We start from the raw sequence: 26,880 nt of genomic DNA on the forward strand, positions 1-26,880 counted from the left end.
AAGAGCAGTCCATATGTGGTCTACTTTTCCTTTTCATTTTAGCATACCCTTATAAACTCTATTGGGACATCGTATGATATAATGTCTTGAATGAAGAGGTGAGGCTATGCTAAGTATGCTATTCATGGCGAAAAAACGAAAAAGAACGCTTGAAGAAGCGATTCATTTAATACAGCAAGGTGATGCGGGCTTACAAAATGAAATCATTGATTCCTATAAGCCGTTTATCGCTAAAACAGTTTCCTCTGTATGTAAGCGATATATTCATGAATCTGACGATGAATTTAGCATTGGACTCATTGCTTTTAATGAAGCGATTCAAAAGTATAGTTCTGATAAGGGAAGCTCATTAATCAGTTTTGCAGAAGTGCTAATAAAAAGACGAGTGATTGATTATATTAGGCAACAGGCAAAATATCAACATTTAAGTGTGGATTTAACGTATGGCTTTATTGATGATGAGGAACAGCAGTCTGGAATGACTGTAGAAAATGAACGATCAATAGATGAATTTAGAAAAAAGACCGAAGAAGAATTAAGAAGAGAAGAAATCATTCAATTTACGGCTTTACTCCGTGAGTTTGCGCTTAGTTTCCAGGAATTGCTTGAGCAATCGCCAAAACATGCAGATGCTAGGAAAAACGCCATGATTGTGGCAAAAAAGCTAACTGAAAATGAAGAGCTGAAACAAATATTATTAGATAAAAAAAGACTCCCGATCAAAAAACTTGAGAAGGAGGTATCAATTAGTCGGAAAACGATCGAAAGAAACCGTAAATATATCATTGCGATCGCTCTCATACTAATTGGTGATTATGTTTATTTAAAGGATTATATTAAAGGGGTGTTAGAAACGTGAAAACAGGAATTATAATGGAAATGAACGAGCGTTTTTTAACACTGTTAACCCCTGAAGGTGAATTTCTTCGTGCACATAACCATCATAATCATTATCAGCTTGGCCAAGAAATAGAGTTTTTTCCGGTTGAAATCGATGAAATGAAAAAGTCAATTCTTCCCCCCTTTTTCCAAAGCTTTAAAGGGAAAGCTATTTTCTCTGTTGCACTAATCTTAATGCTTACCTTTGCTAGTCTTATTCCATTACTAGGATCGAATGAAGTGTATGCCTATATGTCAATTGATGTTAATCCTAGTATTGAATTAGGGATTAATGATAACTTCCAAGTAATTGAATTCGTGTCTTATAATCATGCGGGGAAAAAAATCATCGATAAGATCCATAATTGGAAAAAGAAAAATATTCATGTCTTAGCAAATGAAATACTTCAAGAGATGAAAGTGCAGGGGTATATAAAACCAAATCGGGAAATAGTGATAGCTACAGTTTATAAAGAGAACCAACTAGAGAAGAGTAAGCGTTGGGAAGCAGAAATGAATGAAATTAAGAATACAATTAATAAAGAAAATCTTGAGCTGAAGGTTGTCGAAGGGTCAAATGAAGATAGAGCACAAGCGAAAGAAGAGGGGTTAACTACAGGTCAATTTAAGACAAAGCAATTGAATACGAAACCAGCAGCTACACAACATTCAGAAGAAAAACCATTAAAGTATGATTCAAAAAGACGAGAGAATCCGAATGATAAGAATCTAACTCAAAATCAATCAAAGAAACAGCCAGATCAACAAGCAGAACAACAGACAAAAGTGCAATTGCCAGAAAAACAGCATGAGAATGACAAAACGAATGGCCCTTCCTATAGAAAAGATCCAGAGTTTAATAACAGGACACAAATCCCTCCAGGCCATGAAAAGATAATGGAGAGGAAACAAAATCAGTCTAAAGAGGAAAAACGAAGGGAATACAAGGATAAAAGAATTCCTCCGGGTCAGAATAAAAAACAGGAAAAAAAGCATGATTATAGGGATGAGAATAACGATCGAAAGCTGCATAGTAACAAAAAAGAAAATCAACATCACAAAAATCAAAAAGATGACTAATAAAAGTCCGGTGTATAACCGGACTTTTTGTTGTCTAGCTCCAGCGCCTACCCCCTCGAGGTCACAAGCCAATCCTCCCAGAAAGGTAAAGAACACCTTTCCGTGAGGATCGTCTTGTGCTTGTCGGGGGTGAGCAAGGCGCTTCCGCTTTTCTATTTAGATTTGTGGATTATTGTTTCCCGCCATTTGAGCTTGAGCTTGTTTGACCAGCCTTTTTGTAATTTCGCCCCCAACGGACCCATTTGCCCTTGATACAGTGTCAGACCCTAAATGAACCCCGAACTCTTGGGCAATTTCATACTTAACTTGATCTAAGTATTGTTCAATACCAGGAACTAATAGCTTGTTGCTGCTTCTTGCCATTTCTTTCAACCCCTTTACTATCGGTTACAGAGTATTAAATTTCCCTGTACTTGTATTATGGATAAATATCAACTAATTATTGATGGAAATATTTACGGAATGTCCTTCCTTTCTCTGAAGAAAGTCAACAGAAATTTTTGTGAAATTATTTTCACATATATGAACAAAATTTCAAAATCACATTTGCTATGTGATATTATGCACTATTCGTCACAATCCCTTCACCTATAATGAGAACAGATATCACACAAGGAGGGGATTAATTCAATGGAAACAAAAAATAAGTCAAAAACAGAAATGGTTTCAAATCAAGAAGAAACCCATAAAGGGACAATCGTTTCTGTCACTGTGGTTGGATTAGTAATTCTTGTTACGTATTTAGTATTATACGGTCTGTATATGGCTAGATTTTAGGGGGGAAGAAAAATGCATCGTTCTGAAAAGATATGGTTAACATTAAGTTTCGGTATGATCATGGCATTTATGATCTTTGCAGGTTATCAAGCATTTGCTTTAGAAATGGGACCACCAAGTCATGGTGAAAGAATAGATCCACAAAAGGTCGATCAAACGGCACCTTTTGATCAGCCTGGGATTAAACAAATTGGCGAAAATGAATATGAAGTAGTGATGACATTACAAGTATTCAGCTTTACTCCTAGTGATATTGAAGTTCCAGCTGGATCTACTGTACATTTCACATTGACTTCTAAAGATGTTGTACATGGATTCCAAGTAGCGGGAACAAACATTAATGCAATGGTTATGCCAGGGTATGTGCAAAAAATTACACAAAAGTTTGATAAAGCTGGTGAATATTTAGTACTTTGTAATGAATATTGTGGTGCAGGTCACCAATTAATGGGCACCACTATTACTGTTAAATAAAGGAGGGAAGCTAGCGTGGAAACAGTCATCTCACAAACAGGAAATGCAAGCGTATTCAAGGAAAAAGCGAATAAAATACTTGGAGTCAATCTTCAGGATGCTAAAATATCGAAATCATATTTATCTGTTGCATTTATTGCTCTATTAATCGGCGGAACTTTAGGATTATTACAGGGGTTAAACCGTGCAGGATTATTGGAATTACCATCATGGCTTAACTACTATCAAGTGTTAACAGCACACGGATTATTACTAGTCGTTGTGTTTTCAGCTACTTTTACAATTGGTTACTTTTATGCTGGTATGTCTCATACATTAGGGGGACTACTTCCAAAAGTTAGAACAATGGTTTGGATTGGCTTTTGGTTAAAAATAATAGGTGTCGTTCTAGTAGTAATACCAGTATTAATGAATAAAGCTTCTGTAATGTATACTTTCTACCCGCCAATGGCTGCTGACCCAATGTTCTACTTTGGTCTAGTATTCGTTGTACTTGGTGTATGGATGGCCTGCTTTGGCGGATTCATTCAAGTAGCTAATTGGAGAAAAAATCATAAAGGTCAGCATCTTCCAATCTTTTCATTCTTTGCAACAGGAGTATTTGTATTATTAGTTGGTGCAACAGCATTCGTTGCAGTGGAAGTTATTTTCATGATTATCCCTTGGTCTCTTGGCTGGGTTGATACGATTAATGTAATGGTTGCTCGTACATTGTTCTGGGCATTTGGTCACACGGCAGTTAATATTTGGTATTTAACAGCAGTTTCTGCCTGGTATGTAATTGTACCAAAAGTTATTGGCGGAAAACGATGGAGTGATTTACTAACTCGTATCGTTGTTATTGCCTTAGTAATTATGAATATTACTGGTGGATTCCACCATCAAATCGTTGACCCTGGTATTTCAGAATCAGTTAAATACATGCACGTATTCATGAGTTTAGCGATTGGATTCCCATCTTTAATGACTGCTTACGCAATGTTTGCTGTATTTGAAAAAACTGCAAGAAAACAAGGCGGAAAAGGTTTAATCGGCTGGTACAAGAAAATGCCATGGAGTGATGTTCGTTTCCTTGCACCATTTATCGCAATGCTTGCTTTTATCCCTGCAGGTGCAGGCGGTATCGCTCAAACTACGAACCAATTAGACCAAGTTGTTCATAACTCAATGTGGATCGTTGGACACTTCCACTTAACATTAGGTATGTCAGTAGCAATGACATTCTTCGGTATTAGTTATTGGCTTGTTCCTTATTTATCAAAACGAGTATTGACTAAAGGAATGAACCAATTTGGGGTTGTTACAACAGTAATTTGGACAATAGGTATGATTACTATGTCCGGTGCTATGCATACGGTTGGATTATTTGGTTCACCGCGTAGAACGTCTTATACAACATATTTTGATAATGCAACAGCTTTAAGCTGGGACCCATATTTAATTTTCCTAGCAATTGGCGGTACATTATTAATGATTGCCGCAATCATGCAAGTTTATGCAGTGTTTAACCTAATGTTCTTTGCTCCAAAAGGGGAAACAGAATTCCCAATTGCTGAAGTAGAAGACGGAGAAGCAAAAACTCCATATTGGACTGAACGTTGGGGTGTTTGGATCATTCTTATGATCATCGTTGTTGCAATGGCATATGTCATTCCATTAACAGACTTTATCGTAAATGCACCTCCAGGATCACCACCGTTTAAAACTTGGTAATACGAAAAGCGGAAACGGCTTGTTTAGCCCCGACATGCATAAGACGCTTATGAAAGAAGGCGTACTTTGCCTTCGTTCATTAAGTGGCTTATGACCTCGAGGGGCTAGCCGTTGGAGCTAGACAATACGAAAAGCGGAAGCGCTACGAGCACTGGAGAAAGATAATTGATAAATAAAGAGATAGCTCGATGTTTTGGGCTATCTCTTTCTGCTCAAAAAAGAATAAAAAGTTTTTAGGAACAGACAGTAAATAAGATTTGGGAAGTGTTTTCCATGATCAAAAATCGGAATAATACAATCGCATCCATCCTTGTTATATTATTTGGAATCGTATTATTTTATATTGGAACGGATGGCTTCCAAGCGTTTACCGCAGAAACAGCGAGAGTCAATCAGTTAATAGATGATAAGCCAAAGTTTCCAGATGTGACTCTTGAGGATAGTAATGGAAGGAAATATTCAATCTCTGAGTTCAAAGACAAGTATGTATTTATTACGTTTCTATATACATCCTGTGCAACGGTTTGTCCGCAGTTAGAAATGAATATGTCAAAGGTTAATGATTTACTGCCATCCAAGCATATTGGAGAGGATATCGTATTTTTAAGCATTAGCTTCGATCCCACGAGAGATGACCCAGAAACACTAAATAAATATAAAGATGCCTTTAATAGTGATGGGGAAACTTGGAGAATGGCAAGAATTCCAGACCAATCTGAATTAGATTCACTGCTAAAAAAGTTCGGTGTGATTGTTATCCCGGATGGGAATGGAAATTTCTCGCATAATTCCGCCTTTTATTTAGTAGATAAAAAAGGTCGTCTAATAGACGTAATGGATTATCAAGAAATTGATGAAGCTGCCAAAAAGGTTACAAATATACTTGCGAATGAAACGGAGGAATAATGATGAATCAGAAAACATTTGGTTTAGGATTATTTATTTTCTTAATTATTCCTCCTGTTGCAAATTTAATGGAATCAGTTATGATCATTCATATGCACATGCAGATGCCTATTTTAGTCATTACTGGCTTCCTTATGGCTCCTTTTTTTCAATCGAAATTTTCCCGTTTTTTTGAAAAATGGAATCATAATGGCATACCGGGGATTCTGTTATTTATCATTATTGTAGGGTATTGGATGCTCCCGCGAACAATGGATGAAGCATTAGAATTATGGATGGTAGAGCTATTTAAATTCATCAGTTTGCCCTTTTTAGCTGGAGTTCCATTGAGAGATAGCTGGAAGAAGCTAGAGCAAGCCGGAAAAAATACAGTAATTATCATTTTTTCAATTGCCTTTATCGTTATGGGCTGGTTATATATTAATGCGACTATGCAATTGTGCAATAATTATTTATTAATTGAGCAAATTACACTCGGATGGGGATTCCTAACCATGGGTATTGCTTTTGTCATCTTTTTAGGCTATCGCTTTTTCTTTAATCCTTCAGCATATGAATAATTATTTTACGATAGCCTTTGTATAAGAAGGCTATCTTTTTTTCATATTTTACATGGATCATAAAAGTTTTTTTGGTTTTCGCTTTCAAATCCTGCATTTATTCTTTATGATAGGGGGTATGAAAAACAATGAAGGGAATTGCCATTCATGTGGAAAAAGACTCGAGATATACTGGATAAACTGACACCCGCACAAGTCATTACTAGTTATTATTTACTAGCGGTAACGGTTTCAGTATTGTTATTGCGCTTGCCTGGTGTCCATAAACCTGGAGTGAAAGTTGATTTTATCGATACAGTATTTACAGCAATTAGTGCTGTAAGTGTGACGGGGCTATCCGTTGTTAATATATCAGAAACATATAGTGTTTTTGGGTATTTTGTCATTATGGCTATCCTGCAATTTGGCGGAGTAGGTATTATGGCGATTGGTACATTTTTTTGGATGATTCTAGGACGGAAAATAGGCTTGCGCAGCCGTAAACTGATTATGGTAGACCATAACCAGTTTGCCTTATCTGGGCTTGTTCATTTAATTAGAGAAATAATTAAAATTATATTTTTAATTGAATTAATTGGCGCGATTATTTTAGGCTTTCACTTTTTGAAATATTATTCTTCCTGGGAAGAAGCAATGCTTCAAGGACTTTTTGCCTCAATAAGTGCAACTACAAATGGCGGAATGGATATTACTGGGAATTCTCTTGTGCCTTATGCAGGGGATTATTTTGTACAGTTAATTAATATTCTGTTAATTACTCTTGGTGCAATCGGTTTTCCAGTGTTAATTGAAGTGAAGCAATATTTGTTTAGAAAAAGGGAAGAGCAAGAAATCCCTTTCCGTTTTACTTTGTTTACGAAGCTTACTACATTAACATTTGCCGGACTGCTTGTTTTTGGAACCATTATTATTTTGATTTTTGAATTTCAGCATTATTTTAAGGGCGTCACCTGGCATAGAAGTTTTTTCTACGCATTTTTCCAATCGGCTACAACAAGAAGCGGCGGACTATCTACAATGGATGTTAGTGATTTTTCAATGCCAACATTATTAGTAATGAGTCTAATGATGTTTATCGGTGCATCTCCGAGCTCGGTCGGTGGAGGAATTCGGACGACAACCTTTGCATTAAATATATTATTTGTTTATTATTTTGCAAAAGGCAAAATGGATGTAAAAATATTTAATCGCGAACTTCATCATAATGACATAATGAAATCATTAGTTATTACCATCCTAGCCACAATCATGTGCTTTATGTCAGTTGTGCTAATTAGTATTACAGATAGCCAGCATGAATTAATTGAAATCATTTTTGAAGTATGTTCCGCTTTTGGAACGACAGGATTGTCTATGGGGATCACAGCAGAATTGAGCGATTTTGGTAAATGTATATTAATGATCTTAATGTTTATTGGCAGAATTGGGTTAACGTCCTTTCTATTTATAATTGGCGGGAAGGAAAAGAAGGCAAATTATCATTATCCGAAGGAAAGAGTTATTATCGGATAAAAATGAAACCGAGGCAAATGCCTCGGTTTTATAATATTATCAGAATTTATAACTTTGGAGTTAGAGAATTGTCTAGCGCAAGCGTCCTATCGCCTATCAAACTTCAGGTCCCCTCCCTACGATAAGTCAACATCGGTTCGCTCTCGCTCACTGTGTTTCCTTTATCGAAAGAACCGGCCCTTCCATTTTGTACGGCGATGACCAAGGCGCTTACGCTTTTCTTGTATTAATCTGTGCCACGGCTTACATCTTTTGTAGGATGCATAAAAGGGTAGGCTTGAGGCTTTCTTTTCTGTTCTAACAATTCTTTATTTTCGGTGGTGTTCCATCCAATGTCATTCGTAGGGTGTACCCATTCGTCCCCAGCCATAATGGCAGGATCGACTTCATCACTCCAGTTTTCTAAAGGAGAATTTTCCGATGCATAATAGCTGTCCCCAATTATTACGCCTTGAGAATTTTTAAAGGGAGGCTCCATCTTTATACCTGTCCCTTTAAAGCTCGGTGCTTCAATTTGATGCGGAAGTGTTTCGTCTATTCCTATTTTATTCAGTTTTTGCCCTTTATTTTTCATAAGTATTCATCATCCTTTTTTTCAATAGTTTTTGTTGGAATGATCATTTTATTTAAGAAAAAATAGGAAGTTTCCCTCCCGAATGAAATGAGGAAGTAGGAGAAAAATAAAAAGGAATTCACGATAAAAGGAGGCGTAAATCTTGGCGAAAAGAAAAGCACAATTCGATGCTGTTGAAAAATATAGCAAAACACCAAAGAAGAACGTAGCAGAGACAGAGTTTTCAGCTGAATTTAGTCAGGGAGAAAACCCAATGAAAGGAGCCAATCGAAATTCAAAGCAAGGAAGAAAGGGAAGATCGTAGTGAGTAAAAAGAATCGAAAGAAAAGAAGCGCTACTGAAAATGTGGAGTTTAGCAATGAGCTTGGAGATATGAATGCAAGTAAGATGTATGAAATCCCATTCATGAATGAAGAGAAAAAGAAAAAGAAATAATTAAAACCGGCTAATGAAGCCGGTTTTAATTATTATCCCTTTTCAGGTGTAGAATAAATGATCGTCTTTTCTGTGTTTGAATCGAAGTATGATAGAATAGTCGTTCCTCGTTTTTCAATTTTGCCTTCTGAAAAATATTTATCTAAATCGAAAGTAAGCCTTTCAATAAGTGTATGTTTAAATAAATCTTTCTCAGTAAGCCCCAAATCAACAAAATTTTGACCTAATTGAGTTGGAGTCTGAATAATGCTTTGATAGATGATAGATCTTTCTGCTTTATCGTAGCTTGCACTAGGTCCCCACCAAGGCTTTCTTGGTTTATACTTTTGCCTTGATAAGTAATCATATTTCATTAACCCTTCAATCACATCAAGGTCTTCAATATCCTTTGTTTCAAGAAACTCATAAAGACGTTTAAATAAGTCCTCCAGCTGATGTCCGATTCTTGACCAGCCCTTTTGTTCCCAAAAGCTTCCGAAGTCTTGAAAGAAATCGAATGGAGAGGGGAAGGTATGTGTGACAAGATATTCAACAGTAAAATCCATTCGGTGGTCATTCCAATATTTTTCAAGAACATCTTCTACCTGCTTAATTCGAATAATATCATCAAATGAAAGAACATTGTTTCCGAGCATTTCATATGGGGAATGATCCATATAAATATATTTGTGCTCTTGGGCTCGTAACCTGAGACCTGTCCCTCTTAATAACTTCAGAAATCCTAGTTGTAATTCTTCAGGTCTCATTGCAAATACATCATTGAAAGTTTTTCTAAATGAATGATAATCCTCTTCTGGAAGACCGGCTATTAAATCAAGATGCTGATCAATTTTCCCGCCTTCCTTAACCATTGTAACCGTGCGTGAGAGCTTCTCAAAGTTCTGTTTTCTCATCACAAGCTCATTTGTGTAATCATTTGTTGACTGCACACCGATTTCAAAGCGGAATAATCCTGGAGGAGCCTCTTGGTTTAAAAATTCGATGACCTCTGGCCGCATAATATCTGCTGTGATTTCAAATTGAAATATGGTACCAGGTAAATGCTCGTCAATCAGAAAACGGAACATCTCCATTGCATAGCTCCTGCTAATATTAAAGGTGCGATCAACAAATTTGATCGTTTTTGCTCCATTTTGCATTAAATAGCGAATATCATCCTTAACCTTCTCCCTGTCGAAGTAACGTACACCAACTTCAATAGATGAAAGGCAGAATTGGCAGCTAAATGGGCAGCCGCGGCTTGTCTCAATATAAATAACCCTTTTGCCCAAATGAGGAATATCCTCTTCAAATCTGAATGGTGATGGGAGCTCTCTTAAATCAAGCTTATTTCTCTGCGGATTTATTTTTATTTGACCTTCTTTTCGGAAGGCAATACCGTGGACGTTCTCCATTTGCTTGTCCCCGTTTAACTCGGTAAGCAATTGTTTAAATGTTTCTTCTCCCTCACCAATGGCAATGAAGTCAAATTCTTTTACGTTCTCCATCCACTCAAGTACATCATAAGATACCTCGGGGCCGCCTACAACAATTTGAATAGCCGGATCAATTTTTTTTATCATTTTTACGACTTTAATTGTCTCTTCAATATTCCATATATAACAGCTAAAGCCAATAATAGCAGGTTTCTTACTAATTAGATCGGTCACTATATTCATAATTGGATCTTTGATTGTATATTCCGCAATTTCAATATTAAATTCAGGCTCAGCAAATGCCTTTAAATAACGTATGGCAATATTTGTATGGATGTATTTTGCATTTAGTGTGGAACAAATAATCTTCATAATAGAAACTCCTTTAAGAGTATTAAAAACATCAACTTATTATTATAACCCATTGTTGACAAATAGGGTAGAAAAAAGTCAAGAATAAGTAAGAAAACTGCGGAGAAAATATTGGATTAAATAATATTGAAGAACGTAAGGACTGTCAAAGGAATATGTTAATAAAGAGTACAACCAAACTAAAGAGAATGTTTTTTAGAGAATAAAAAAAAAATATACTGATTAAAGGCAAACCAAAATAATGAAATAGGAAAGAATTTCGATAATACGGCAAATTAGTTATGTATTAATATTGGATAAGGAGGGTTTCAGTTGGTGAAATTCTTTATTGATCCGGGACATGGTGGAATAGACCCTGGAGCAGTTGGAAATGGCCTTCAAGAAAAGAACCTTACACTGCAAATCTCAAAAAATATAAGAGATATACTTAGTGAATATGAAAATGTTCAAGTAAAACTTAGCCGCGAGGGGGATGAAACACTTTCACTAACTCAGCGAACAGATGCTGCTAATTCATGGCGAGCTGATTATCTATTGTCAGTCCACATTAATTCAGGCGGTGGTACAGGATTTGAGGATTATATTTATCCAACTGCTAGTGCAGCAGCGGTTAACTATCAAAATATGATTCATGCAGAAATTAAAAAAGAGGTTGACTTTCAAGATCGAGGAAAGAAAAAAGCTAATTTTCATATGGTAAGAGAAAGCAATATGCCTTCAATTTTAACAGAAAACGGATTTATTGATCATCCGTCTGATGCAGCGAAATTAAAGCAACAACCCTATATTGAAAGGATCGCTCATGGGCATGCGAATGGTTTGGTACGTGCATTCAATCTTCAGGAAAAAGCACCAAAACCGCCAATGTGGGAAGGAATGGAGCTGAAGCAAGAACAAATTGGCCGTATTAGAATTTTAAAACGAATAAACTTATGGAAACGCGACGCGAATGATCAGCTTGTTTTTGTTAGGATTCTACAGCCTGGTGAGGTTTACAGAGTTTATGGATATGATGATCTTTATTTTGGGCAATACGATGTCGGGGATAATCATTGGATTACTAAAATTGACGGCTATATCAAATATGAAACTCCGTCAAAGGCTTTGTTAAAGAAGGCAAATGAGTATTACAAATAAAATAGTCCCTCTCAATTATGAGAGGGACTATGAGGTATTATTGCAATGAAATTTAAGGTGGGATTTTTCTTTAGTCGTTTCCTTTTTTGATTTGATAAATAATATACTTCGTTTGAATCAACATGAATATGGTAAACAAAGGAATGGAAATCCATAAGATCTGTCTATGCCAATCTAAGTTTCGTTTCATTACTATACTAGAAGCAAGGATGTTAATTAATAAATGTTTTAGCATGCGATGACTCCCTTAATGAAAGTATGTACGTATATCTTACATAAAATGAGAAGGATTCATTCATCGTTTATTGAAGAAATTTTGTTATTTCGTATTTATTATAAAACATATATTGATTTGTATAATATAATCAGGGAAAGAGAGAGGGGATAAATTATGTCTTCCAAAAAAGATGAGTTAGAAAACTTGATGAGATTCTTATTCCAATCTTGGTCCATTCAATCAAGTTCCAAGTGGTCTGAGGATAATCCAGCAAAAGGACAATGCGGGGTAACAGCATTAGTCGTAAACGATATTTTCGGCGGAGAAATATTGAAAACCATGTTGCCAGATGGATGGCACTTCTACAATAGGGTCGATGGGAAGTGTTATGATTTTACCAAATCCCAATTTAGTGAGGAAATTAATTACAAAGATATTAAATCTAATAGGGAAGAAGCTTTTTTGGATACCAATCAAAAACAATACAAGTATTTAAAACGTAGAGTAGAAAAATTAATCCCAATCAGGCAGGAAGTCTCTGTCCGACTAAGTGAAACTAGAGCAATGAATGAATAAAAAAGAAAAAAATCCAGATGCAATAATTAGGTGGATAATGGTCTGTTTTCGTTTTTTTTCTGAAAAAATTCGATTGCTTGATATGTGTTAGCTATAACTATTGCTGCATAACAAACTGTTAATGCCCGGTCAAATTGACCGGTAAGCAGAAAAATAAATATTAAAACTAATAGAATAAAACCAAATACCTTTTTCAAAATGATCTCTCCTCATACTTACATATTCCTAGTAATTGCTTTTGTACAGGTGAGAATTTTTATAAAATGAAATTTTCAAAATAAATAGAGGGTTTCCCCTCTATTTGCTATCGTAAGGTTGTAGTACATAAGCTTCCTTGTCACAACAGGAGGGACAAATTGGCTCGTTGTTTATATATGTCATTTTCTCAAAACTAGCTAGTTCTCCACATTCTTTACAAACGATGAATTCACTCAAAATAATCACCCTTTCAATGATTTAATATTAAGTGTATTTGGACAAGAGCGTTTTTATGAAAGAAGCTTTTTTAATTATAATTGAAAAAAGTGATAACTAGGTAAAAATTAAACGACAAAATCCTCCTCGTTCTTCAACTATGACAATCAAAAGATTATATCCATAAAAAAGAAGGAAAAAGTTGAATACTGTTAAAATTATTCATAACACTAACTTAGTTATTTGGAGCGAGTACTAATACGAAATAATCAAATAAAAACATAACTTTTTACAGTAAATGCTTATTATATGGCTAAAGTATATCTGGCAGAGAAACTATTGAATTTATAAATTTAATAAAATGTTATTGCATTCATAAAATTCTTTTGGTATTATCGTTTCATAGCTAATGATTTTGAAAATTAACGAGGTGAGTGATTATACATTCATTTAATGAAAATGGAGAATTGCTTCCCGAAGAGGTAGATACAATCAATCTCTTAACTAAAATCCCAATTGAATCGTTAAACTTAGATGCAATTGCTGTGGTAACAAATATTTATCGAATTGCACAAGGATTAAGAACAAAGATGGAACGTGAAGTGTTATCCGCATATGGGTTATCGTGGACCTCATTTTCCATTCTTTATGATTTGTGGATATGGAATTCATTAGAAACAAAAAAATTGGCTTTATCAGCTGGTATCACAAAAGCAACAGTAAGCAATATAACTAATACACTAGAGCGAAAAGAATTATGTTTTCGAAAAGTTGATAACAGGGACCGAAGAATTACCTTTGTAACCATAACGGAAAAAGGGAAACGGGTAATGGAAGAATTATATCCTCAATTTCATGAAAATGAAGTTGATATTGTCTTGAGTTTGAGTGTGAGTGAACAAAAAGGCATTTCAAAATTACTTCGAAGAGTTATTAGAGAGAACAATTTTTGATATAAATGAATATGCGAAAAGCAATGAGAGGAAATCTAGTAGCAGTTATCTCCCTGTAATCAGAGAGTCAATGGCTGGTGTGAATTGACACAAAGATAACGCGAATTACATTCCTTGAGCTTTCTTTGCGAAAAAAGCAGCAAAGAACGGAAAAACCGTTAAACGTTGAGTGGAAGGATCATATCCTTCAATAAGGGTGGTACCGCGTGTAAAAGTTAAGCCACGTCCCTTTTTAGGGGATGTGGTTTTTTTATATTATTTTTTAGGAGGAATGAAGATGAGTCATTTAATGGAACGATTGACTGAGAAACAACGAACAGAAGTAAAGCGACAGATGGCAATTTACAGCCAAGGTGTGCAAGAAATTATTCCAACGGAAGAATTAGAAATTAAAATAGCCAAATCAATAATTGAGAATCGTCCTTTAAAAGTAAAACTTGGATTAGACCCATCTGCTCCAGATGTACATCTTGGTCATACGGTCGTTTTAAATAAACTTAGGCAGTTTCAAGAAAATGGGCATACCATCCAACTAATTATTGGTGACTTTACTGGGAAGATTGGCGATCCAACAGGTAAATCAATAGCTAGAAAGCAACTTACAGATGAAGACGTTAAGCATAATGCAAAAACGTACTTTGAACAATTTGGAAAGATCATGGATATGTCGAAAGTAGAGCTGCATTTCAACTCCCAGTGGTTGTCTAAATTGAATTTTGAGGAAGTCATTCAATTAGCAGGGAAAATAACAGTTGCTAGATTACTGGAAAGAGATGACTTTGAAGAACGGATAGCTTTTGGGAAACCAATTTCTCTACATGAATTCTTCTATCCTTTAATGCAGGGATATGATTCAGTCATATTAGAATGTGATATTGAACTTGGTGGAACAGATCAGCATTTCAACATTTTGATGGGAAGACATTTTCAAGAAAAGTTTGGAAAAGATAAGCAGGTTGCATTATTAATGCCGTTAATAGAGGGGCTTGATGGTGTAGAAAAGATGTCTAAATCAAAGAAAAACTACATTGGTATTGATGAAAGTCCACAAGAAATGTACGGAAAAGCGATGTCTATACCTGATGAGTTAATGGATAAGTATTTTGAGCTGGTCACAGATCTAACGCCTGTACAAATTCAGAAAATCAAAGAAGAAATTAAATCAGGAATACTGCACCCAAGAGATGCAAAAATGCTACTCGGAAAGACGATTGTAAGAATGTATCACGGGTTAGATGCAGCAGAACAAGCAGAACAGCATTTTATTCAAGTCTTCCAACAAGGTAGTATTCCCGACGAGATTCCAGTGATTGAATGGAGAGGAAATGAAGAAATTTCTGTAATCGACTTACTTGTGAATGTAAAGTTGTTCCAATCCAAAAGTGAAGCCCGTAGAATGATTGAAAATAGAGGTATAAAGATTAATGGTGAAAAGGTACGGGATGTTCAACAGCAAATTTCCATTACTGATGGATTAATTATACAGGTTGGTAAGCGGAAATTTGTGAAAATGATAATCCAATCATAGTGTAATTAAAAGTTATACTTTATAGAAATTCATACAAAAAAATCATATGAAATAGCAGGTTACTAATAGAGAAACTATCTAATTCAAATGGTAAAACAGCATCTTAATACAAGATGCTGTAGTAAGCTGCATTGTTAAAAAACTAGGCTTCTATTTCAACATATTCTTGTAAGTTTTTAGCAATGCAGTTATTAATTTTTTTAATAGTAAGAGGGGATGTATGTTCAAATAAGCTATACAGAGATTTGATGGATGCAAGAAGTACTTTGTTTTGATCTAAATCTTCACGTTTAATGGAAAAGGTTTCTAATGTTTCGGGATAGTGATGTCGTTTAAGTTCTAATTCTATTTTCTCAAGAAGTGAATGCATGGATTCGTCTTTAAAATACTTTATACCAGCTTTGATGGCTGACCAACTTTTAGGTTGAGCCATTAAATAAGCACTCCACCAAAAAAATTCGATATGTGACTTACTTACATGTTTGTAAAAAACATAAAACATAAATAATGCTCTTTGACCTTCTGATAGTTCCTCATAAAATTGTTCTTTAATCCGATTGAAATCGGTTTGTTCCGCAACTTTCTTTTTATAAAGCTTAATAAGTGGTTCAAAGCATTTTTCGCCTAGATTAGCACCCGTAAAATCAATGTCTTGTTTTTTCATCGCTATTTGCAAATATAATCACTCTCCTCCCTATATTATACAACATTTGGAAATGGAAAATGAATAAGTAAGGGATTAAAGAATGGTTTGTTCATTTAACACTCAAGAACAAGAATAAAAAAAACATCAAGTCTAATATTAAGAGGTAAGTATTAAGGAATAAAAAGGGTGTGTGGAGAATGACGTTTCAAGAGGGATTAAAGCAAGTTGAAAAAGCAAATAAAATAATTGTCCATGCAAACGAATTAATTGTTGATGCAACGATTAATGCATTCCTATTCACCTGGAGCTGGTGGGTATCGTTAGCAATGTTAATTGTACCATGGATTCTATGGGCAATATTCCGAAAAAGGGAAAGCTCGGCACGACTACTATTTGTTGGATTTATTATAATGATTTTATCGACAAACTTAGATGGAGTAGGAGTCGACTTTGGCAAATGGACGTATCCTGTTAAAGTAATCCCGTTGCCTACAATAAGCTATTCCTTTAGAAATTCAGTAATACCGGTAACGATTATGTTTTTACTTCAATATAAGTCCCATGTGAATCCATTTATTAAGGCACTTTTGTTTGGAGCTTTCGGTGCTTTTGTAGGTATGCCAATTATGTCTATGCTAGACCTATATAAAAAAGTAGACTGGGCCTATACCTATTCTTTTTTAATTCTAACTTCTTTATATTTAGTTGCTCACTGGTTTAGCAGAAGGAGAAGCTTTGAAATGATTGGCGGCAAATAAAATATTGGCAGGCTCGCGGCCCGCCTTGCTTATCCAAGTTTCCTTTCGAATATTAATTCCATAGTGATTGCTTGGCCGCCTGCGGCAAAAGGGGGAGTTAGAATTTGGTGGAGCCTCCACCCTTTGCGAGCGTGCTCATGAATAATCTCATGGTAATCTTCTTTAGGATAATTACTAAAAGAACCTACAGCAACATCGACAAACTTGTATTCATACATAAACATCACTCCTTAGTTTTTCTTGTTTCCAATACTACGGTAGATTGGGCTAAATAGTTTCATGAAATATTGTTAAACCATCTTAGAATTTGTTTGGCTTTTCTACCTTCATAGAAGATACTTCACCACATTTTTTGCAAAATGTAAGTATTAAGTTAGAGCCTAGAGAAAAAGTCTTGTTGATTGGTCTGACTTTTGCGTAACCATCTAAACGGCCTTTAGTAAATTTTGTACTACCACAGGCTTTGCAAGTTTGAACCTGATTAGTCATAGTAACACCCCGAATTTTTAGTCCTACTTAATTATATAATACTCTGAAAAATAATTTCATTCATATAATAATTGACTATCCTTCCAATAATTGTGAAAATGAGAGGGTCATAGAGTACTACTATATGAGGAGGACGAAGAATGAAGGTAGCAAAAAAAGCGGCAATCATTTCGCTTATTCTTGTCTTAATGGGGACGTCATTTATACAATTTCCTAAACATGGACAAGCAGAAACTATAACTACATACAAAAAAAGAGAGCTGCGAGCTGTTTGGATCGCTTCAGTAACGAATATTGATTGGCCTTCGAAAAAAGGATTATCAATAGAAAAACAAAAACAAGAGTTTACGAAGCTATTAGATGAAGCAGAGAAAATGGGAATGAATGCTGTTATTGTCCAAGTGAAACCAACAGCTGATGCGTTTTACCCTAGCAAGTATGGTCCGTGGTCTGAATATTTAACGGGTACTCAAGGAAAAAATCCAGGCTATGATCCACTTGCCTTTATGATTGATGAGGCTCATAAACGTAATCTTGAGTTTCATGCTTGGTTCAACCCATACAGAATTTCTATGAATCACACGAATATTAAACGTTTATCGGCAGATCACCCTGCTAGAAAACATCAAAATTGGGTTGAATCATATGGAGGCAAGCTCTACTATAACCCTGGACTACCTGAGGTAAAGAAATTTATCATTGATGGAATTTTAGAGGTTGTAAAGAACTATGATATTGATGGTGTTCATATGGACGACTACTTTTATCCTTATAAAGTAAAAGGAAAAGATTTTCCTGATACGGCAGAATTTAAAAAATATGGTAAAGGGAAGTTTAAAACAATAGCGGATTGGCGTAGAGATAATGTAAACCAGCTAGTCCGGGATTTGAATAAGGCAATTAAAAAGGAAAAGCCTTATGTGAAATTCGGGATTAGCCCATTCGGAGTATGGAGAAACATTGCCAAAGATTCGACAGGTTCAAAAACAACAGCAGGTCTAAGCAATTATGATGATTTATATGCCGATACAAGAGAGTGGATACGCAAAGGTTATATAGATTATATTACTCCGCAAATCTATTGGAATATTGGCTTTAAGCCAGCGGCTTACGATATTCTACTAGACTGGTGGGTTAAAGAGACGAGCGGTAAACCCATTCACCTTTATATTGGACAAGCAGCTTATAAGATCAAAAATGATTCTAGTCCAGCATGGAAAAATGCTGAGGAGTATCCTAAACAAATTTACTTAAATCGTCAATATGATACATTCATGGGCAGCATGCATTTCAGTTTGAAGGATTTAAATCGAAATCCACTTGGGATAAAAGATCGCTTAACAAATGATCTTTATAAGCAGCCAGCGTTAATTCCAACAATGCCTTGGCTCGATAATATTTCACCGCAGCAGCCAATTCTTCAAAGTGCTGCACGTACAATGAACGGCATTGAGCTTACGATTGAGGATCATCCTTTAAATCAAGATTCAACATACTATGCCATTTATCGAATAGATGGGGATAGTATAGAAAGCATTGATGACTCGGCTTATTTAGTAAAGACGATTCGAAAAACAGCAACACAGCAAAAGTTCCTAGATAAAACGGCAGAAATCGGAAAAAAATATACGTATGTAATTACATCCCTAGACCGACTTCATAATGAAAGTGATGCAAGTAGTGCAGTAATTGTGCAATAAAAATATAATCAAAACCTTCTTGATCATAATGGGTTAAGAAGGTTTTTTTGAAAACCGAAAACTGCACCTGAAACTAAACAAAGAAAATAGAGCATCTTAAAATGTGTAAAAAGCATGGTCCATTAAAGATGTGTTAATTCAAATAGTTTGCTAGAACATATTAAGTACAAGAGTTTGGAACTATCGAAACACAAGAGTGAAAAGTTTTATTGTAGACTTTATTTTGCAAGATGATTTAGAAATTTTCAGTGAATGATGATTAAGGAGAGATTCTGTGAAAAAAATGAGGAGAAACTAGTAGAAATTATAAGTAACAGTTACCAATTGAAGAGGTTATTCGAGATACTAAAAGAATCAAATATCCCTTTTAATTATTACATCGGTGCTGGTTGTATTACAAACACTATTTGGAACCATTTATCTGGTTATCCGCTAACTTACGGAATATCTGATGTAGATGTAGTGTATTTTGATAATAAAGATTTAAGCTTAACAAGTGAACAAAAATTTACTGATTACCTGGTTATAAATTGGAGATTTTCCCTTTCGATTAGATGTTAAAAATCAAGCCCGAGTTCATCTGTGGTATGAGAAAAAGTTTGGCTTTTCAATTCAACCCTATGTATCACTTGAAGACGCGATACATAGTTGGCCAACAACAGCTACTTCATTAGGGATTAGGAAAGAGCAGAGTGATTTATTTAATATTTATGCACCATTCAATCTGGATGATTTGTTTTCCATGATAGTCAGACCTAATAAGCGTATGATCACACGTGAAATCTATGAAAATAAAGCGATTAAATGGCATAAAAAGTGGCCGGAATTGACCGTTATTCCATGGTGAAATTCTATGAATAGGTGGAGTATCTTAGTGAATGTTTAAAAGGTCAAGAAATACATGTGAATTGCGAAGCAACGTATTTTAGAGAAAGAGTACAAGATTTTTAGAGTAAGGTGACCAGGTCACCTTTTTTTATTTCGCAAGTGAAGCAGATTTGTAAAAAAAGAAGGTAATCAAGTTTCATATGTAGAAACTGTAAAATATCGGTAATGAAGGGGGAATGAAAGTGTCGGAAATAACAAAGCAGGATATGACTATTGAAGAACTTGATGAATTAAAGCTAGTAGGGTTTCGAGTTTTGTGTTCTGGTGACCAATATATAGTTGAAATTCCTAAAGCATCATTTCATTTAAGCAAGCGGATTAATGAGGTCAAACATATTATCAATCCATTACAGCAATTTGGTGCATTTTTTGTAGAAAATAAAACGCCTGATGAAGATGGGTATTGGGTTGGTGTTGAAGTAAAAGAGTTTGAGGATATACCTACTGATATGGTAACAATAACAGTCCCACCTCAAAGATATGCTGTTGCTAGGCATAGTGGTCCTAATTTCAAAATAATGGAAACGTATGATCTTTTACATAATTGGATTGAACAGAACAAATATACAAGATTGAAAAATAAATGGCATATTGAAAAGTTTTATGATTGGAAGAATACCGAAAAAGTAAATGTAGAACTGTTTGACACGATCGAGTGAAATCCCAAGGTACGAATCAGCAATCTCTTTTTTTATAGTTTAGTGGAAGTTGAATGGAATAAAATATAGAATTGGCTAATTTAGTAAATCATTCATTTTCCGGAGGTAATTATGGGATATATAGAGGAACAACTGAAGTAGGATTTTTTAAGGTTAATGAATTACCAGAGGAACTTAATCCCCTTATAAAAAATTTAATTAAACAATATTCTCAGTTATCATCAATTTAAGTTGGTTTTGGGTATTCCTGGAATAGAGTTTGTGAAGATGGGCTACTAAATATGATCAAATTTTATATATCTATATTCAAAATACAAGAGAAAGAAACTATTTCGATCAATCTGTTCAAAATAGTTTCTTTTTGTGTGTTATGAAATATGACTAAAAAAGATAATCAAATGATATTCAATCGCATAATGTTTGTCTACTGCTCTAATTTAATGAGATATTACCTGAAGAGGTTTCTAGCTTTATCTCATAATTTGCGTTCCCAATTGTTCCGCGTGTTTCTTTCCTGCTTTGTTGAACATTTTCCAATGCATAACCGACAGAATGTCTTCCGCTGCTGGATTTAAGGTGTAGTGTGGCATCGGGTTCATCCTCATTTAAAAAAATATTTATATTCCCACTTGTTGTTTTAACATTGATATTACTTTTAAATTGAAGAAAATCAAGTTCTACCTTGCCGCTGCTTCCATTTACTCGAATGTTATGAGCTTGCAAATTTTCCCCCAATACGTCACCTGAAGAGCCATCAAGTATGATTTCTCCTGTAAATTCAATAGGAATACGAACTTCCAATTGAGGTTTTTTACCGATCTTAAATAATCGGATTAGATCCTTTTTCTGTTGAATGGTTACTTTATGTTTTTCCTTATCTATTGCTATACTCGGACCATTATCATGTAATAACATAGAAACCTCCAAATGATCTATATCTGCTGAAACTATGTTGACATTTGTACTCCCATAATCAATTAGTATGGTATCAATATCCTTAAGAGAAGCTATTTGAAGGTCTTCTCTTTCATTTTCTCCCATACAGGCACTTAAGAAAATGACTGCAGGAATAACAAGTATGATCAAACAGGTTTTCCTCATTACACATCACTCCTTTTATTGGATATCATGATAAAGCGTTACGCGACGTCAATTACAAGGCATATGTAGAAAATTAATAAATAATTAAATAAGACTTGAAAGTTACGCGACGTCATTTTATATACTGTTTTTAGTAACGACTAAGCTGCATTCTTTCGTGAATGGAGATTTAAAAAGATGTGGAGGTTTTTTGATGAAGAAGAAAGATATAATTATTTATGGCTGTGTAATCATAGGTGCAGGAATTGGGCTGATTATTGATCATCCCTTTCCAGCTGTATTAGTAGGACTAGGCGCAGGCTATCTGCTTCAAAGTTTTTTTTCTAAAGAAAAATAAGATATAGAATGATTAAATTGTATAAAGTATTAATCCGTTGAACATTTTTAAAACAAAGTAGAGGGGGATACTCGTTGATTCACATTAATAAAGTTAGAGATCTGACAGGTGTTACAGTGAGAACACTCCGTTACTACGATGAAATTGGTTTATTAAAACCAGCATCCAAAACAGAAGGCGGTCATCGTTTATATACAAATGAAGAAGTAAAAAAACTGCAGCAGGTTCAATTTTTAAAAAAAGTTGGATTTACATTAGATGAAATTAAGAATATGCTTGCTTCCCCCGATTGGGATTGGTCGAAAAGCTTAAAGAGACAATTGTCTTATGTTATAAATGAACAGGAAAATTTAAAGAAAACAGAACGTGCATTAAGAGAAATGATCCATGGAATTGCAATAGAAGGGGACGATGAATGGATAGCCATTCATAAAATCATGCGACTTTCTAATAATGATAAGGAAAATCAGAAATCTTTTCGCGAATCTATATTTAAAGGAAAAGACAAGGAATTATTGGATAAGGTTCCTAGTATGACTAGTGAAAGCTCTGAAGTATTAGAATGGATTGCGCTATTAGGACAGTTAAAACGCAACATGAAGAATGGTCCGGAAGCATCTAATGTTCAAAACATCATTAGAAGAATGGATGAAAAGCGTTTAGAGGAATTTGATGGAGAGGATGAATTTTTAGATAAGCTTTGGAAGGTAAGGATGTCTTCAGAGCAATCAGAGAAACTGGGATTATACCCGATCGGTGAAGATGTTCTTGAGTTTATGAATCAGGCATATGCCATTTATTTAAAGAGAGGTAAAGCTCAAAGGGAATAAGGAGGATAAATAGGTGAATGCAGAACTGCTTGTTCTCATAGGGGGATTAGCTCTATTAGATACGTTAAGTCCATCAACATTGGGGGTAACTGTATATTTGCTTTTAACGGATAAATGGAAGTTGAAACAGCGTTTATTCATTTATTTATTAACGGTAGCGGGATTTTATTTTACTGTTGGTGTCCTTCTTATGCTAGGCTTGGACTATTTGTTTGATACATTTTCTGGCATCATTCAAAATCGTATCGTGAGCTGGACGGTCTTCATTATTGGAGCGATATTATTCATTGTCAGTTTTTATATACCAGCGAAGAAAAATTCAGAACTGCCTGCACCTAAGTCTAGAAGCATTCTATCAATGGTTGCATTAGGCATCACTACTTCAATAATAGAAGTAGGAACTGCATTTCCTTATTTTGCAGCTATCGGAATCATGACTACTTCAAGTCTTTCATGGGTGGAATGGTCTGCCATTTTAGTCGGATACAATTTCATCATGGTTTTGCCCCCATTAATATTGTTTATTCTCTATCTTATGATAGGTAAGAAAATGCAAAAGCCTCTCGAGAAGATAAGGCTGAAAATTGCGGAGCACTCTGGATCGGCGCTTTCATGGATCGTTTGTATCGTCGGGATCATCTTAATTTTCAATAGCCTGGATTATTTGTAGGCTGCACGACGTGTAATAGATATATTGGATTATCAACCCCCTTACATAGTTGATGGATATAGCATACAAATTAAAAAAATAGTTCCACTTGATGGTGCGATTGCTGATTAAAGAGCAATCGCTTTTTTATTACCTGGCAGCCAAGCAAAAAGAAATACGAAAAAATGATTGTTATTTATTATCAATATTGATAATATTATATAAAGTGATAATAAAGGAGACGAGCGTTTATGAATAAGGTAGAAATCATCATGCATCCAGTACGTTTCAAAATTATCCAAGTGTTCCTTGATGGATTGAGTAAAACAGCAAAAAAGGTCGCAACAGAATTGAAGGATGTTTCTCAAGCTTCTTTATATAGGCAATTGGATGCACTAGTTAAAGCAGGGGTTTTAATCATAACGGAAGAAAATCAAATTCGCGGTGCAATTGAAAAGGTTTATTCATTAAATGTACCTTCAGTAAACATGACAAATGATGATGTAAAAGAACTGACTAAAGAAGAACATTTGCAGTATTTTCTATTCTTTACTGCACAAATAACTTCTGATTTTGAGACATACCTTGATATTGGCGATATTGATTTTCTTCGAGATGGGGTTGGCTATAGACAAGTTGCCTTACATCTCTCAGATACAGAGTTCCTTGATTATGCAAAAGATTTAAGAAAGGTGTATGAAAAATATACGCAAAATACTCCTTCATCAGAAAGAACAAAGAGGATTATTTCAACGATTACTATGCCTAAAAAGGAAGGGAAGGCAAAACATGAATAAGAGCAATGAAGTAATTATCCAAGCGACTTATCCGCTAAGTGGAACATTAACAATTCCTGACGAATCCAACTCTACATTCCCAGCCATTTTAATCATTACTGGTTCAGGTAAGGGAGATCGAAATGGGAATCTAAAGAAAATGAAGATGAATATCTACAAAGATCTAGCAGATTTTTTAACATTAAGAGGATTTGTGACTTTGCGTTATGATAAAAGAGGAACTTCTCAAAGTGGAGGGAACTTTCTTGAAACAGGGCTAGCAGATTTAATTGACGACGCTGTAGAGTGTATTAAATTCTTACAATCTCACCCGAAAGTAGATAATAATAGAATCCTTATCTTAGGCCATAGTGAGGGAGCACTCATTGCGCCTGCTGTCTTTAATAAAATCCCTGTTTCCGGCCTTGTTTTACTTGCTGGTGCAGCTGAACCGTCCAAAGATTTGCTTCCTAGGCAAAATGAACTGGCATACGCTGAATTAAATCGGAAAAACGGGATAAAAGGCTGGCTTATTCGAACATTAAAAGTAACAGAAAAAGCAAGAAAGCAAAACAGCAAAATCCTTACGAAAATTATACATTCTGATAAGGCAGTAATGAGACTGCAGGGTGTTAAACTGAATGCAAAATGGTTACGGGAGATTTATGCTTATAATGTCTGTGATTATTTAAAAGAAGTGACGTGTCCAGTTTTGGCAATAACTGGTGAAAAAGATATTCAAGTACCTCCAGAACATGCTAAATTGATGGCTGAAATGGTTAAAGGTGAAGCTGAGTGGCATATCATACCTGATATGAATCATATTTTCCGCAAGTATGAAGGGCAGCACACGATGCTTGGGTTATTGAAAGAATATAAATCACAGCTAAATCAGCCAATGGATAAAGAATTATTAGATGTGTTGGGCACATGGCTGCAAAGAAATACCAATTAAATGAAGTGACACTTTTAAAGCAATAAAAAGGAGCCTATACAGGCTCTTAATTGTTTAGGTCATAAAGTCCAGGTGCATGTTCATTTGGCATATCCGGCATTTCTGGTACAGGATATCCTTTTGGCGGTTCAGTGACCATAAGCTCTCCGCCATTCCTGCTTGGTGTATTACCTGAGAAAATCTCTCCGATTAAAGTATTGTCCAATCTAAAATTGAATTGAGCATTGTGGAAGCCCATTTCGACATACTTTCGACATTCAGGGTATTTATTCAAATCATAGTTAGGGATTGGAAAAAGTTTCCCCCAATCTACCCCTAACGTTTCAAGAGCCTTTGCGAATGCATTTTGGTGAGCATTGTCTCTCACTATTAAAAATGCTATTGTTTCTCGCAGGGTTTTGTTGCTGCTCATTTCATATATTCTAGATTTTTGGAGTACACCAGTTGATTCTAAGACGACATTATTAAGTAAATTAGCTGCTAAATTGCCATGGTCATAGACCCAAGAGCCATTCCAAGGATTCCCGCCAGCGTCAACCGGAAGGGATGCTTTAGCACCCATGATGTAATGATGAGGATTTGCACCATTTTCTATCACACCATTTAAAGGGGCACCGTCAGCAGCTTGATTACCTGGCATCTCCCCGCCAGACTCATTTAAGAGTTGATTAATTGTTGTCTGGACAAGTTCTACATGACTTAGTTCTTCTATGAATACCCCTCTAATAAGGTCGCGATATTTCTTTTCTTTCCCTCTAAAATTGGCACTTTGGAAAGAGAACTGCATCAATGTTCGCATCTCACCAAATTGCCCTCCGAGAGCTTCCTGAAGAACTTTAGCTGCATGTGGATCTGGTTTATCTGGAACGATCATATTGATTAGATCTTCTCTATAAAAATACATAGTAACTTCCTCCAATTACTTTTGAAATTGTTTATTGTCCAACACTACAATCTGGTCTTCTGTTGAAATAAGTGCTGCTTGCTTAGTAGTTTCGACCAATTCATAAATATTATTTAAGCATTTTTTTGCCCCTTGAACTAATAAGGGTACGCCAATGGCATCCATTCCTAATCCTCGGGAGAAAAAACCACCAAAAGACATGATAGTAGGCACTGTTGGCGAGGTGTTTGAAAAAACCAATCGCTCTTTGATATTAAAATGTTCAAAAAACATGAGTCCTAGGCTTTCAAGCGAAGGGACCACAAGTTTTTGAGATTTTCTGCCTATCGTATATACAAGATGTCCGTCTTGATCTTTGCCATGAAATATTAATTTTCCAAAATCTTTCTTTGTCAATTTATTGAAATAAGGGACAGCCAGGATTTCTTCTTTAGTTAAGGGGAAGGATGATGGACTAATAATTTTCAAATGAAGTGCAGCGGCTAAAGAAGTAGTATGAGTACCACCGTAATCATTATAAATAAATATCATGCTATCAGCCTTTCTAAAGTTACTTTGTTAATAGCATGACCAATTTTAAAGTGAAACATGACTATAATGTGTTTCTTATGTTGGATCATAGAATATTATTATTTATGTAAGTACGATAATTTATTTTTATATATG

At 35.2% G+C, this 26,880-nt stretch carries 33 protein-coding genes and 1 other annotated feature; of the genes, 24 read left to right on the forward strand and 9 right to left on the reverse strand.

Annotation, left to right across the window (positions count from 1 at the left end; genetic code table 11):
- The first annotated feature begins 106 nt into the window (after positions 1 to 106).
- Both sigI and AN957_RS09430 read left to right on the forward strand, forming a co-directional pair.
- Positions 107 to 859 (forward strand): RNA polymerase sigma factor SigI, encoded by a 753-nt coding sequence (sigI, locus tag AN957_RS09425; protein WP_053475350.1) that lies wholly within the window; start codon positions 107 to 109, stop codon positions 857 to 859.
- On the forward strand, positions 856 to 1,959 hold the full coding sequence (locus AN957_RS09430; RefSeq protein ID WP_056683643.1) for an anti-sigma factor domain-containing protein: 1,104 nt from the start codon (positions 856 to 858) through the stop codon (positions 1,957 to 1,959). The genes sigI and AN957_RS09430 overlap by 4 nt, the downstream gene beginning before the upstream one ends.
- 156 nt (positions 1,960 to 2,115) lie before the next feature.
- Here the strand turns inward: AN957_RS09430 and AN957_RS09435 are convergent, their stop codons facing one another.
- Positions 2,116 to 2,322 carry an alpha/beta-type small acid-soluble spore protein gene (locus tag AN957_RS09435; protein ID WP_053475352.1) on the reverse strand — a complete coding sequence of 69 codons (207 nt, stop codon included), beginning with the start codon at positions 2,320 to 2,322 and terminating at the stop codon, positions 2,116 to 2,118.
- 267 nt (positions 2,323 to 2,589) lie between these two features.
- Between AN957_RS09435 and AN957_RS27595 the strand changes: the two genes are divergently transcribed.
- The 6 genes from AN957_RS27595 (at position 2,590) to AN957_RS09460 (ending at position 7,901) form a co-directional block, all read left to right on the forward strand.
- The gene (locus AN957_RS27595; protein WP_231690042.1) at positions 2,590 to 2,736 is read left to right on the forward strand and encodes a cytochrome c oxidase subunit 2A; all 147 of its coding nucleotides are present in this window, start codon (positions 2,590 to 2,592) and stop codon (positions 2,734 to 2,736) included.
- Between the two features lie 12 nt (positions 2,737 to 2,748).
- Positions 2,749 to 3,210, forward strand: coding sequence for a cytochrome c oxidase subunit II (locus AN957_RS09440; protein WP_053475353.1), 462 nt, complete (start codon positions 2,749 to 2,751; stop codon positions 3,208 to 3,210).
- A gap of 15 nt (positions 3,211 to 3,225) precedes the next feature.
- The gene (locus AN957_RS09445; protein WP_053475354.1) at positions 3,226 to 4,923 is read left to right on the forward strand and encodes a cbb3-type cytochrome c oxidase subunit I; all 1,698 of its coding nucleotides are present in this window, start codon (positions 3,226 to 3,228) and stop codon (positions 4,921 to 4,923) included.
- A 273-nt stretch (positions 4,924 to 5,196) separates the two neighbouring features.
- Positions 5,197 to 5,829: an SCO family protein gene (locus AN957_RS09450; RefSeq protein ID WP_053475355.1), complete on the forward strand. Its 633-nt coding sequence runs from the start codon at positions 5,197 to 5,199 to the stop codon at positions 5,827 to 5,829.
- 2 nt (positions 5,830 to 5,831) lie between these two features.
- Entirely contained in the window at positions 5,832 to 6,389 is a 558-nt protein-coding gene (locus AN957_RS09455) for a hypothetical protein (RefSeq protein ID WP_142108972.1), read from the forward strand.
- Between the two features lie 147 nt (positions 6,390 to 6,536).
- Positions 6,537 to 7,901: a TrkH family potassium uptake protein gene (locus AN957_RS09460; RefSeq protein WP_053475357.1), complete on the forward strand. Its 1,365-nt coding sequence runs from the start codon at positions 6,537 to 6,539 to the stop codon at positions 7,899 to 7,901.
- A gap of 226 nt (positions 7,902 to 8,127) precedes the next feature.
- Here the strand turns inward: AN957_RS09460 and AN957_RS09465 are convergent, their stop codons facing one another.
- A complete protein-coding gene (locus AN957_RS09465) occupies positions 8,128 to 8,475 on the reverse strand; it encodes a DUF3905 domain-containing protein (protein ID WP_053475358.1) in 348 nt (115 codons plus the stop codon).
- Positions 8,476 to 8,617: 142 nt separating this feature from the next.
- Between AN957_RS09465 and AN957_RS28035 the strand changes: the two genes are divergently transcribed.
- Both AN957_RS28035 and AN957_RS28800 read left to right on the forward strand, forming a co-directional pair.
- Complete coding sequence (locus AN957_RS28035; RefSeq protein ID WP_172797629.1) at positions 8,618 to 8,779, forward strand: hypothetical protein; 162 nt, start codon at positions 8,618 to 8,620, stop codon at positions 8,777 to 8,779.
- On the forward strand, positions 8,779 to 8,910 hold the full coding sequence (locus AN957_RS28800) for a hypothetical protein (RefSeq protein WP_256376275.1): 132 nt from the start codon (positions 8,779 to 8,781) through the stop codon (positions 8,908 to 8,910). Before AN957_RS28035 ends, AN957_RS28800 begins: the two co-directional genes overlap by 1 nt.
- Before the next feature lie 32 nt (positions 8,911 to 8,942).
- Here the strand turns inward: AN957_RS28800 and AN957_RS09470 are convergent, their stop codons facing one another.
- On the reverse strand, positions 8,943 to 10,697 hold the full coding sequence (locus AN957_RS09470; RefSeq protein ID WP_053475359.1) for a B12-binding domain-containing radical SAM protein: 1,755 nt from the start codon (positions 10,695 to 10,697) through the stop codon (positions 8,943 to 8,945).
- Positions 10,698 to 11,009: 312 nt separating this feature from the next.
- On the opposite strand from AN957_RS09470, the gene AN957_RS09475 reads away from it, so the two are divergent.
- A complete protein-coding gene (locus tag AN957_RS09475; RefSeq protein WP_056683646.1) occupies positions 11,010 to 11,834 on the forward strand; it encodes an N-acetylmuramoyl-L-alanine amidase in 825 nt (274 codons plus the stop codon).
- A gap of 391 nt (positions 11,835 to 12,225) precedes the next feature.
- Positions 12,226 to 12,627 carry a YunG family protein gene (locus AN957_RS09480; RefSeq protein ID WP_053475361.1) on the forward strand — a complete coding sequence of 134 codons (402 nt, stop codon included), beginning with the start codon at positions 12,226 to 12,228 and terminating at the stop codon, positions 12,625 to 12,627.
- A 26-nt stretch (positions 12,628 to 12,653) separates the two neighbouring features.
- On the opposite strand, the gene AN957_RS27600 is transcribed toward AN957_RS09480, so the two are convergent.
- The gene (locus AN957_RS27600; RefSeq protein WP_156319096.1) at positions 12,654 to 12,824 is read right to left on the reverse strand and encodes a hypothetical protein; all 171 of its coding nucleotides are present in this window, start codon (positions 12,822 to 12,824) and stop codon (positions 12,654 to 12,656) included.
- Positions 12,825 to 13,481: 657 nt separating this feature from the next.
- Between AN957_RS27600 and AN957_RS09485 the strand changes: the two genes are divergently transcribed.
- Together AN957_RS09485 and tyrS are read left to right on the forward strand one after the other, a co-directional pair.
- On the forward strand, positions 13,482 to 13,994 hold the full coding sequence (locus tag AN957_RS09485; protein ID WP_053477492.1) for a MarR family transcriptional regulator: 513 nt from the start codon (positions 13,482 to 13,484) through the stop codon (positions 13,992 to 13,994).
- A gap of 14 nt (positions 13,995 to 14,008) precedes the next feature.
- Positions 14,009 to 14,227 (forward strand) — a binding site (T-box leader).
- A gap of 44 nt (positions 14,228 to 14,271) precedes the next feature.
- Positions 14,272 to 15,522 carry a tyrosine--tRNA ligase gene (gene tyrS / locus AN957_RS09490; RefSeq protein WP_053475362.1) on the forward strand — a complete coding sequence of 417 codons (1,251 nt, stop codon included), beginning with the start codon at positions 14,272 to 14,274 and terminating at the stop codon, positions 15,520 to 15,522.
- Between the two features lie 142 nt (positions 15,523 to 15,664).
- Here tyrS and AN957_RS09495 read toward each other — a convergent pair whose 3' ends face one another.
- Positions 15,665 to 16,198 carry a hypothetical protein gene (locus AN957_RS09495; RefSeq protein ID WP_053475363.1) on the reverse strand — a complete coding sequence of 178 codons (534 nt, stop codon included), beginning with the start codon at positions 16,196 to 16,198 and terminating at the stop codon, positions 15,665 to 15,667.
- Between the two features lie 167 nt (positions 16,199 to 16,365).
- Here AN957_RS09495 and AN957_RS09500 point away from each other — a divergent pair, with 167 nt between their 5' ends.
- Complete coding sequence (locus AN957_RS09500; RefSeq protein WP_245637771.1) at positions 16,366 to 16,926, forward strand: CBO0543 family protein; 561 nt, start codon at positions 16,366 to 16,368, stop codon at positions 16,924 to 16,926.
- Positions 16,927 to 16,955: 29 nt separating this feature from the next.
- Here the strand turns inward: AN957_RS09500 and AN957_RS09505 are convergent, their stop codons facing one another.
- Positions 16,956 to 17,144 (reverse strand): DUF4177 domain-containing protein, encoded by a 189-nt coding sequence (locus AN957_RS09505; RefSeq protein ID WP_053475364.1) that lies wholly within the window; start codon positions 17,142 to 17,144, stop codon positions 16,956 to 16,958.
- Between the two features lie 411 nt (positions 17,145 to 17,555).
- Here AN957_RS09505 and AN957_RS09515 point away from each other — a divergent pair, with 411 nt between their 5' ends.
- From AN957_RS09515 to AN957_RS09520, 4 genes are all read left to right on the forward strand, one after another.
- Entirely contained in the window at positions 17,556 to 19,115 is a 1,560-nt protein-coding gene (locus AN957_RS09515) for a glycoside hydrolase family 10-like protein (RefSeq protein ID WP_056683654.1), read from the forward strand.
- A 255-nt stretch (positions 19,116 to 19,370) separates the two neighbouring features.
- Positions 19,371 to 19,676, forward strand: coding sequence for a nucleotidyltransferase family protein (locus AN957_RS29105; protein ID WP_425388939.1), 306 nt, complete (start codon positions 19,371 to 19,373; stop codon positions 19,674 to 19,676).
- 19 nt (positions 19,677 to 19,695) lie between these two features.
- Complete coding sequence (locus AN957_RS29110; RefSeq protein ID WP_425388940.1) at positions 19,696 to 19,962, forward strand: nucleotidyltransferase family protein; 267 nt, start codon at positions 19,696 to 19,698, stop codon at positions 19,960 to 19,962.
- A gap of 217 nt (positions 19,963 to 20,179) precedes the next feature.
- Positions 20,180 to 20,662, forward strand: coding sequence for a GyrI-like domain-containing protein (locus tag AN957_RS09520; protein WP_245637772.1), 483 nt, complete (start codon positions 20,180 to 20,182; stop codon positions 20,660 to 20,662).
- A gap of 432 nt (positions 20,663 to 21,094) precedes the next feature.
- On the opposite strand, the gene AN957_RS09525 is transcribed toward AN957_RS09520, so the two are convergent.
- Complete coding sequence (locus AN957_RS09525; protein WP_056683664.1) at positions 21,095 to 21,763, reverse strand: DUF4097 family beta strand repeat-containing protein; 669 nt, start codon at positions 21,761 to 21,763, stop codon at positions 21,095 to 21,097.
- 193 nt (positions 21,764 to 21,956) lie between these two features.
- Between AN957_RS09525 and AN957_RS28040 the strand changes: the two genes are divergently transcribed.
- The 5 genes from AN957_RS28040 (at position 21,957) to AN957_RS09550 (ending at position 25,310) form a co-directional block, all read left to right on the forward strand.
- Complete coding sequence (locus tag AN957_RS28040; RefSeq protein ID WP_053475368.1) at positions 21,957 to 22,100, forward strand: hypothetical protein; 144 nt, start codon at positions 21,957 to 21,959, stop codon at positions 22,098 to 22,100.
- Between the two features lie 74 nt (positions 22,101 to 22,174).
- A complete protein-coding gene (locus AN957_RS09535; RefSeq protein WP_053475369.1) occupies positions 22,175 to 22,930 on the forward strand; it encodes a MerR family transcriptional regulator in 756 nt (251 codons plus the stop codon).
- 13 nt (positions 22,931 to 22,943) lie between these two features.
- Positions 22,944 to 23,600: a GAP family protein gene (locus AN957_RS09540; RefSeq protein WP_053475370.1), complete on the forward strand. Its 657-nt coding sequence runs from the start codon at positions 22,944 to 22,946 to the stop codon at positions 23,598 to 23,600.
- A 230-nt stretch (positions 23,601 to 23,830) separates the two neighbouring features.
- Positions 23,831 to 24,376: a helix-turn-helix domain-containing protein gene (locus tag AN957_RS09545; protein WP_056683667.1), complete on the forward strand. Its 546-nt coding sequence runs from the start codon at positions 23,831 to 23,833 to the stop codon at positions 24,374 to 24,376.
- The gene (locus AN957_RS09550; RefSeq protein ID WP_053475372.1) at positions 24,369 to 25,310 is read left to right on the forward strand and encodes an alpha/beta hydrolase family protein; all 942 of its coding nucleotides are present in this window, start codon (positions 24,369 to 24,371) and stop codon (positions 25,308 to 25,310) included. The genes AN957_RS09545 and AN957_RS09550 overlap by 8 nt, the downstream gene beginning before the upstream one ends.
- A 46-nt stretch (positions 25,311 to 25,356) precedes the next feature.
- Here the strand turns inward: AN957_RS09550 and AN957_RS09555 are convergent, their stop codons facing one another.
- The gene (locus AN957_RS09555; protein WP_056683670.1) at positions 25,357 to 26,214 is read right to left on the reverse strand and encodes a manganese catalase family protein; all 858 of its coding nucleotides are present in this window, start codon (positions 26,212 to 26,214) and stop codon (positions 25,357 to 25,359) included.
- Between the two features lie 15 nt (positions 26,215 to 26,229).
- The gene (locus AN957_RS09560) at positions 26,230 to 26,745 is read right to left on the reverse strand and encodes a DUF3189 family protein (RefSeq protein WP_056683676.1); all 516 of its coding nucleotides are present in this window, start codon (positions 26,743 to 26,745) and stop codon (positions 26,230 to 26,232) included.
- Positions 26,746 to 26,880: the final 135 nt, after the last annotated feature.

Origin of the sequence: Cytobacillus solani (assembly GCF_001420595.1) — a bacterium.
GTDB lineage: Bacteria > Bacillota > Bacilli > Bacillales > Cytobacillaceae > Cytobacillus > Cytobacillus solani.

Bases quoted from the DNA above. Each gene is read 5' to 3' on its own strand.
- sigI (WP_053475350.1), top strand. From the start codon at position 107: ATGCTAAGTATGCTATTCATGGCGAAAAAACGAAAAAGAACGCTTGAA.
- AN957_RS09435 (WP_053475352.1), bottom strand. From the start codon at position 2,322: ATGGCAAGAAGCAGCAACAAGCTATTAGTTCCTGGTATTGAACAATAC.
- AN957_RS27595 (WP_231690042.1), top strand. From the start codon at position 2,590: ATGGAAACAAAAAATAAGTCAAAAACAGAAATGGTTTCAAATCAAGAA.
- AN957_RS09440 (WP_053475353.1), top strand. From the start codon at position 2,749: ATGCATCGTTCTGAAAAGATATGGTTAACATTAAGTTTCGGTATGATC.
- AN957_RS09450 (WP_053475355.1), top strand. From the start codon at position 5,197: ATGATCAAAAATCGGAATAATACAATCGCATCCATCCTTGTTATATTA.
- AN957_RS09455 (WP_142108972.1), top strand. From the start codon at position 5,832: ATGAATCAGAAAACATTTGGTTTAGGATTATTTATTTTCTTAATTATT.
- AN957_RS09460 (WP_053475357.1), top strand. From the start codon at position 6,537: ATGTGGAAAAAGACTCGAGATATACTGGATAAACTGACACCCGCACAA.
- AN957_RS09465 (WP_053475358.1), bottom strand. From the start codon at position 8,475: ATGAAAAATAAAGGGCAAAAACTGAATAAAATAGGAATAGACGAAACA.
- AN957_RS09470 (WP_053475359.1), bottom strand. From the start codon at position 10,697: ATGAAGATTATTTGTTCCACACTAAATGCAAAATACATCCATACAAAT.
- AN957_RS09480 (WP_053475361.1), top strand. From the start codon at position 12,226: ATGTCTTCCAAAAAAGATGAGTTAGAAAACTTGATGAGATTCTTATTC.
- tyrS (WP_053475362.1), top strand. From the start codon at position 14,272: ATGAGTCATTTAATGGAACGATTGACTGAGAAACAACGAACAGAAGTA.
- AN957_RS09500 (WP_245637771.1), top strand. From the start codon at position 16,366: ATGACGTTTCAAGAGGGATTAAAGCAAGTTGAAAAAGCAAATAAAATA.
- AN957_RS09505 (WP_053475364.1), bottom strand. From the start codon at position 17,144: ATGTATGAATACAAGTTTGTCGATGTTGCTGTAGGTTCTTTTAGTAAT.
- AN957_RS09515 (WP_056683654.1), top strand. From the start codon at position 17,556: ATGAAGGTAGCAAAAAAAGCGGCAATCATTTCGCTTATTCTTGTCTTA.
- AN957_RS29105 (WP_425388939.1), top strand. From the start codon at position 19,371: ATGATTAAGGAGAGATTCTGTGAAAAAAATGAGGAGAAACTAGTAGAA.
- AN957_RS09520 (WP_245637772.1), top strand. From the start codon at position 20,180: ATGAAAGTGTCGGAAATAACAAAGCAGGATATGACTATTGAAGAACTT.
- AN957_RS09525 (WP_056683664.1), bottom strand. From the start codon at position 21,763: ATGAGGAAAACCTGTTTGATCATACTTGTTATTCCTGCAGTCATTTTC.
- AN957_RS28040 (WP_053475368.1), top strand. From the start codon at position 21,957: ATGAAGAAGAAAGATATAATTATTTATGGCTGTGTAATCATAGGTGCA.
- AN957_RS09545 (WP_056683667.1), top strand. From the start codon at position 23,831: ATGAATAAGGTAGAAATCATCATGCATCCAGTACGTTTCAAAATTATC.
- AN957_RS09550 (WP_053475372.1), top strand. From the start codon at position 24,369: ATGAATAAGAGCAATGAAGTAATTATCCAAGCGACTTATCCGCTAAGT.
- AN957_RS09555 (WP_056683670.1), bottom strand. From the start codon at position 26,214: ATGTATTTTTATAGAGAAGATCTAATCAATATGATCGTTCCAGATAAA.
- AN957_RS09560 (WP_056683676.1), bottom strand. From the start codon at position 26,745: ATGATATTTATTTATAATGATTACGGTGGTACTCATACTACTTCTTTA.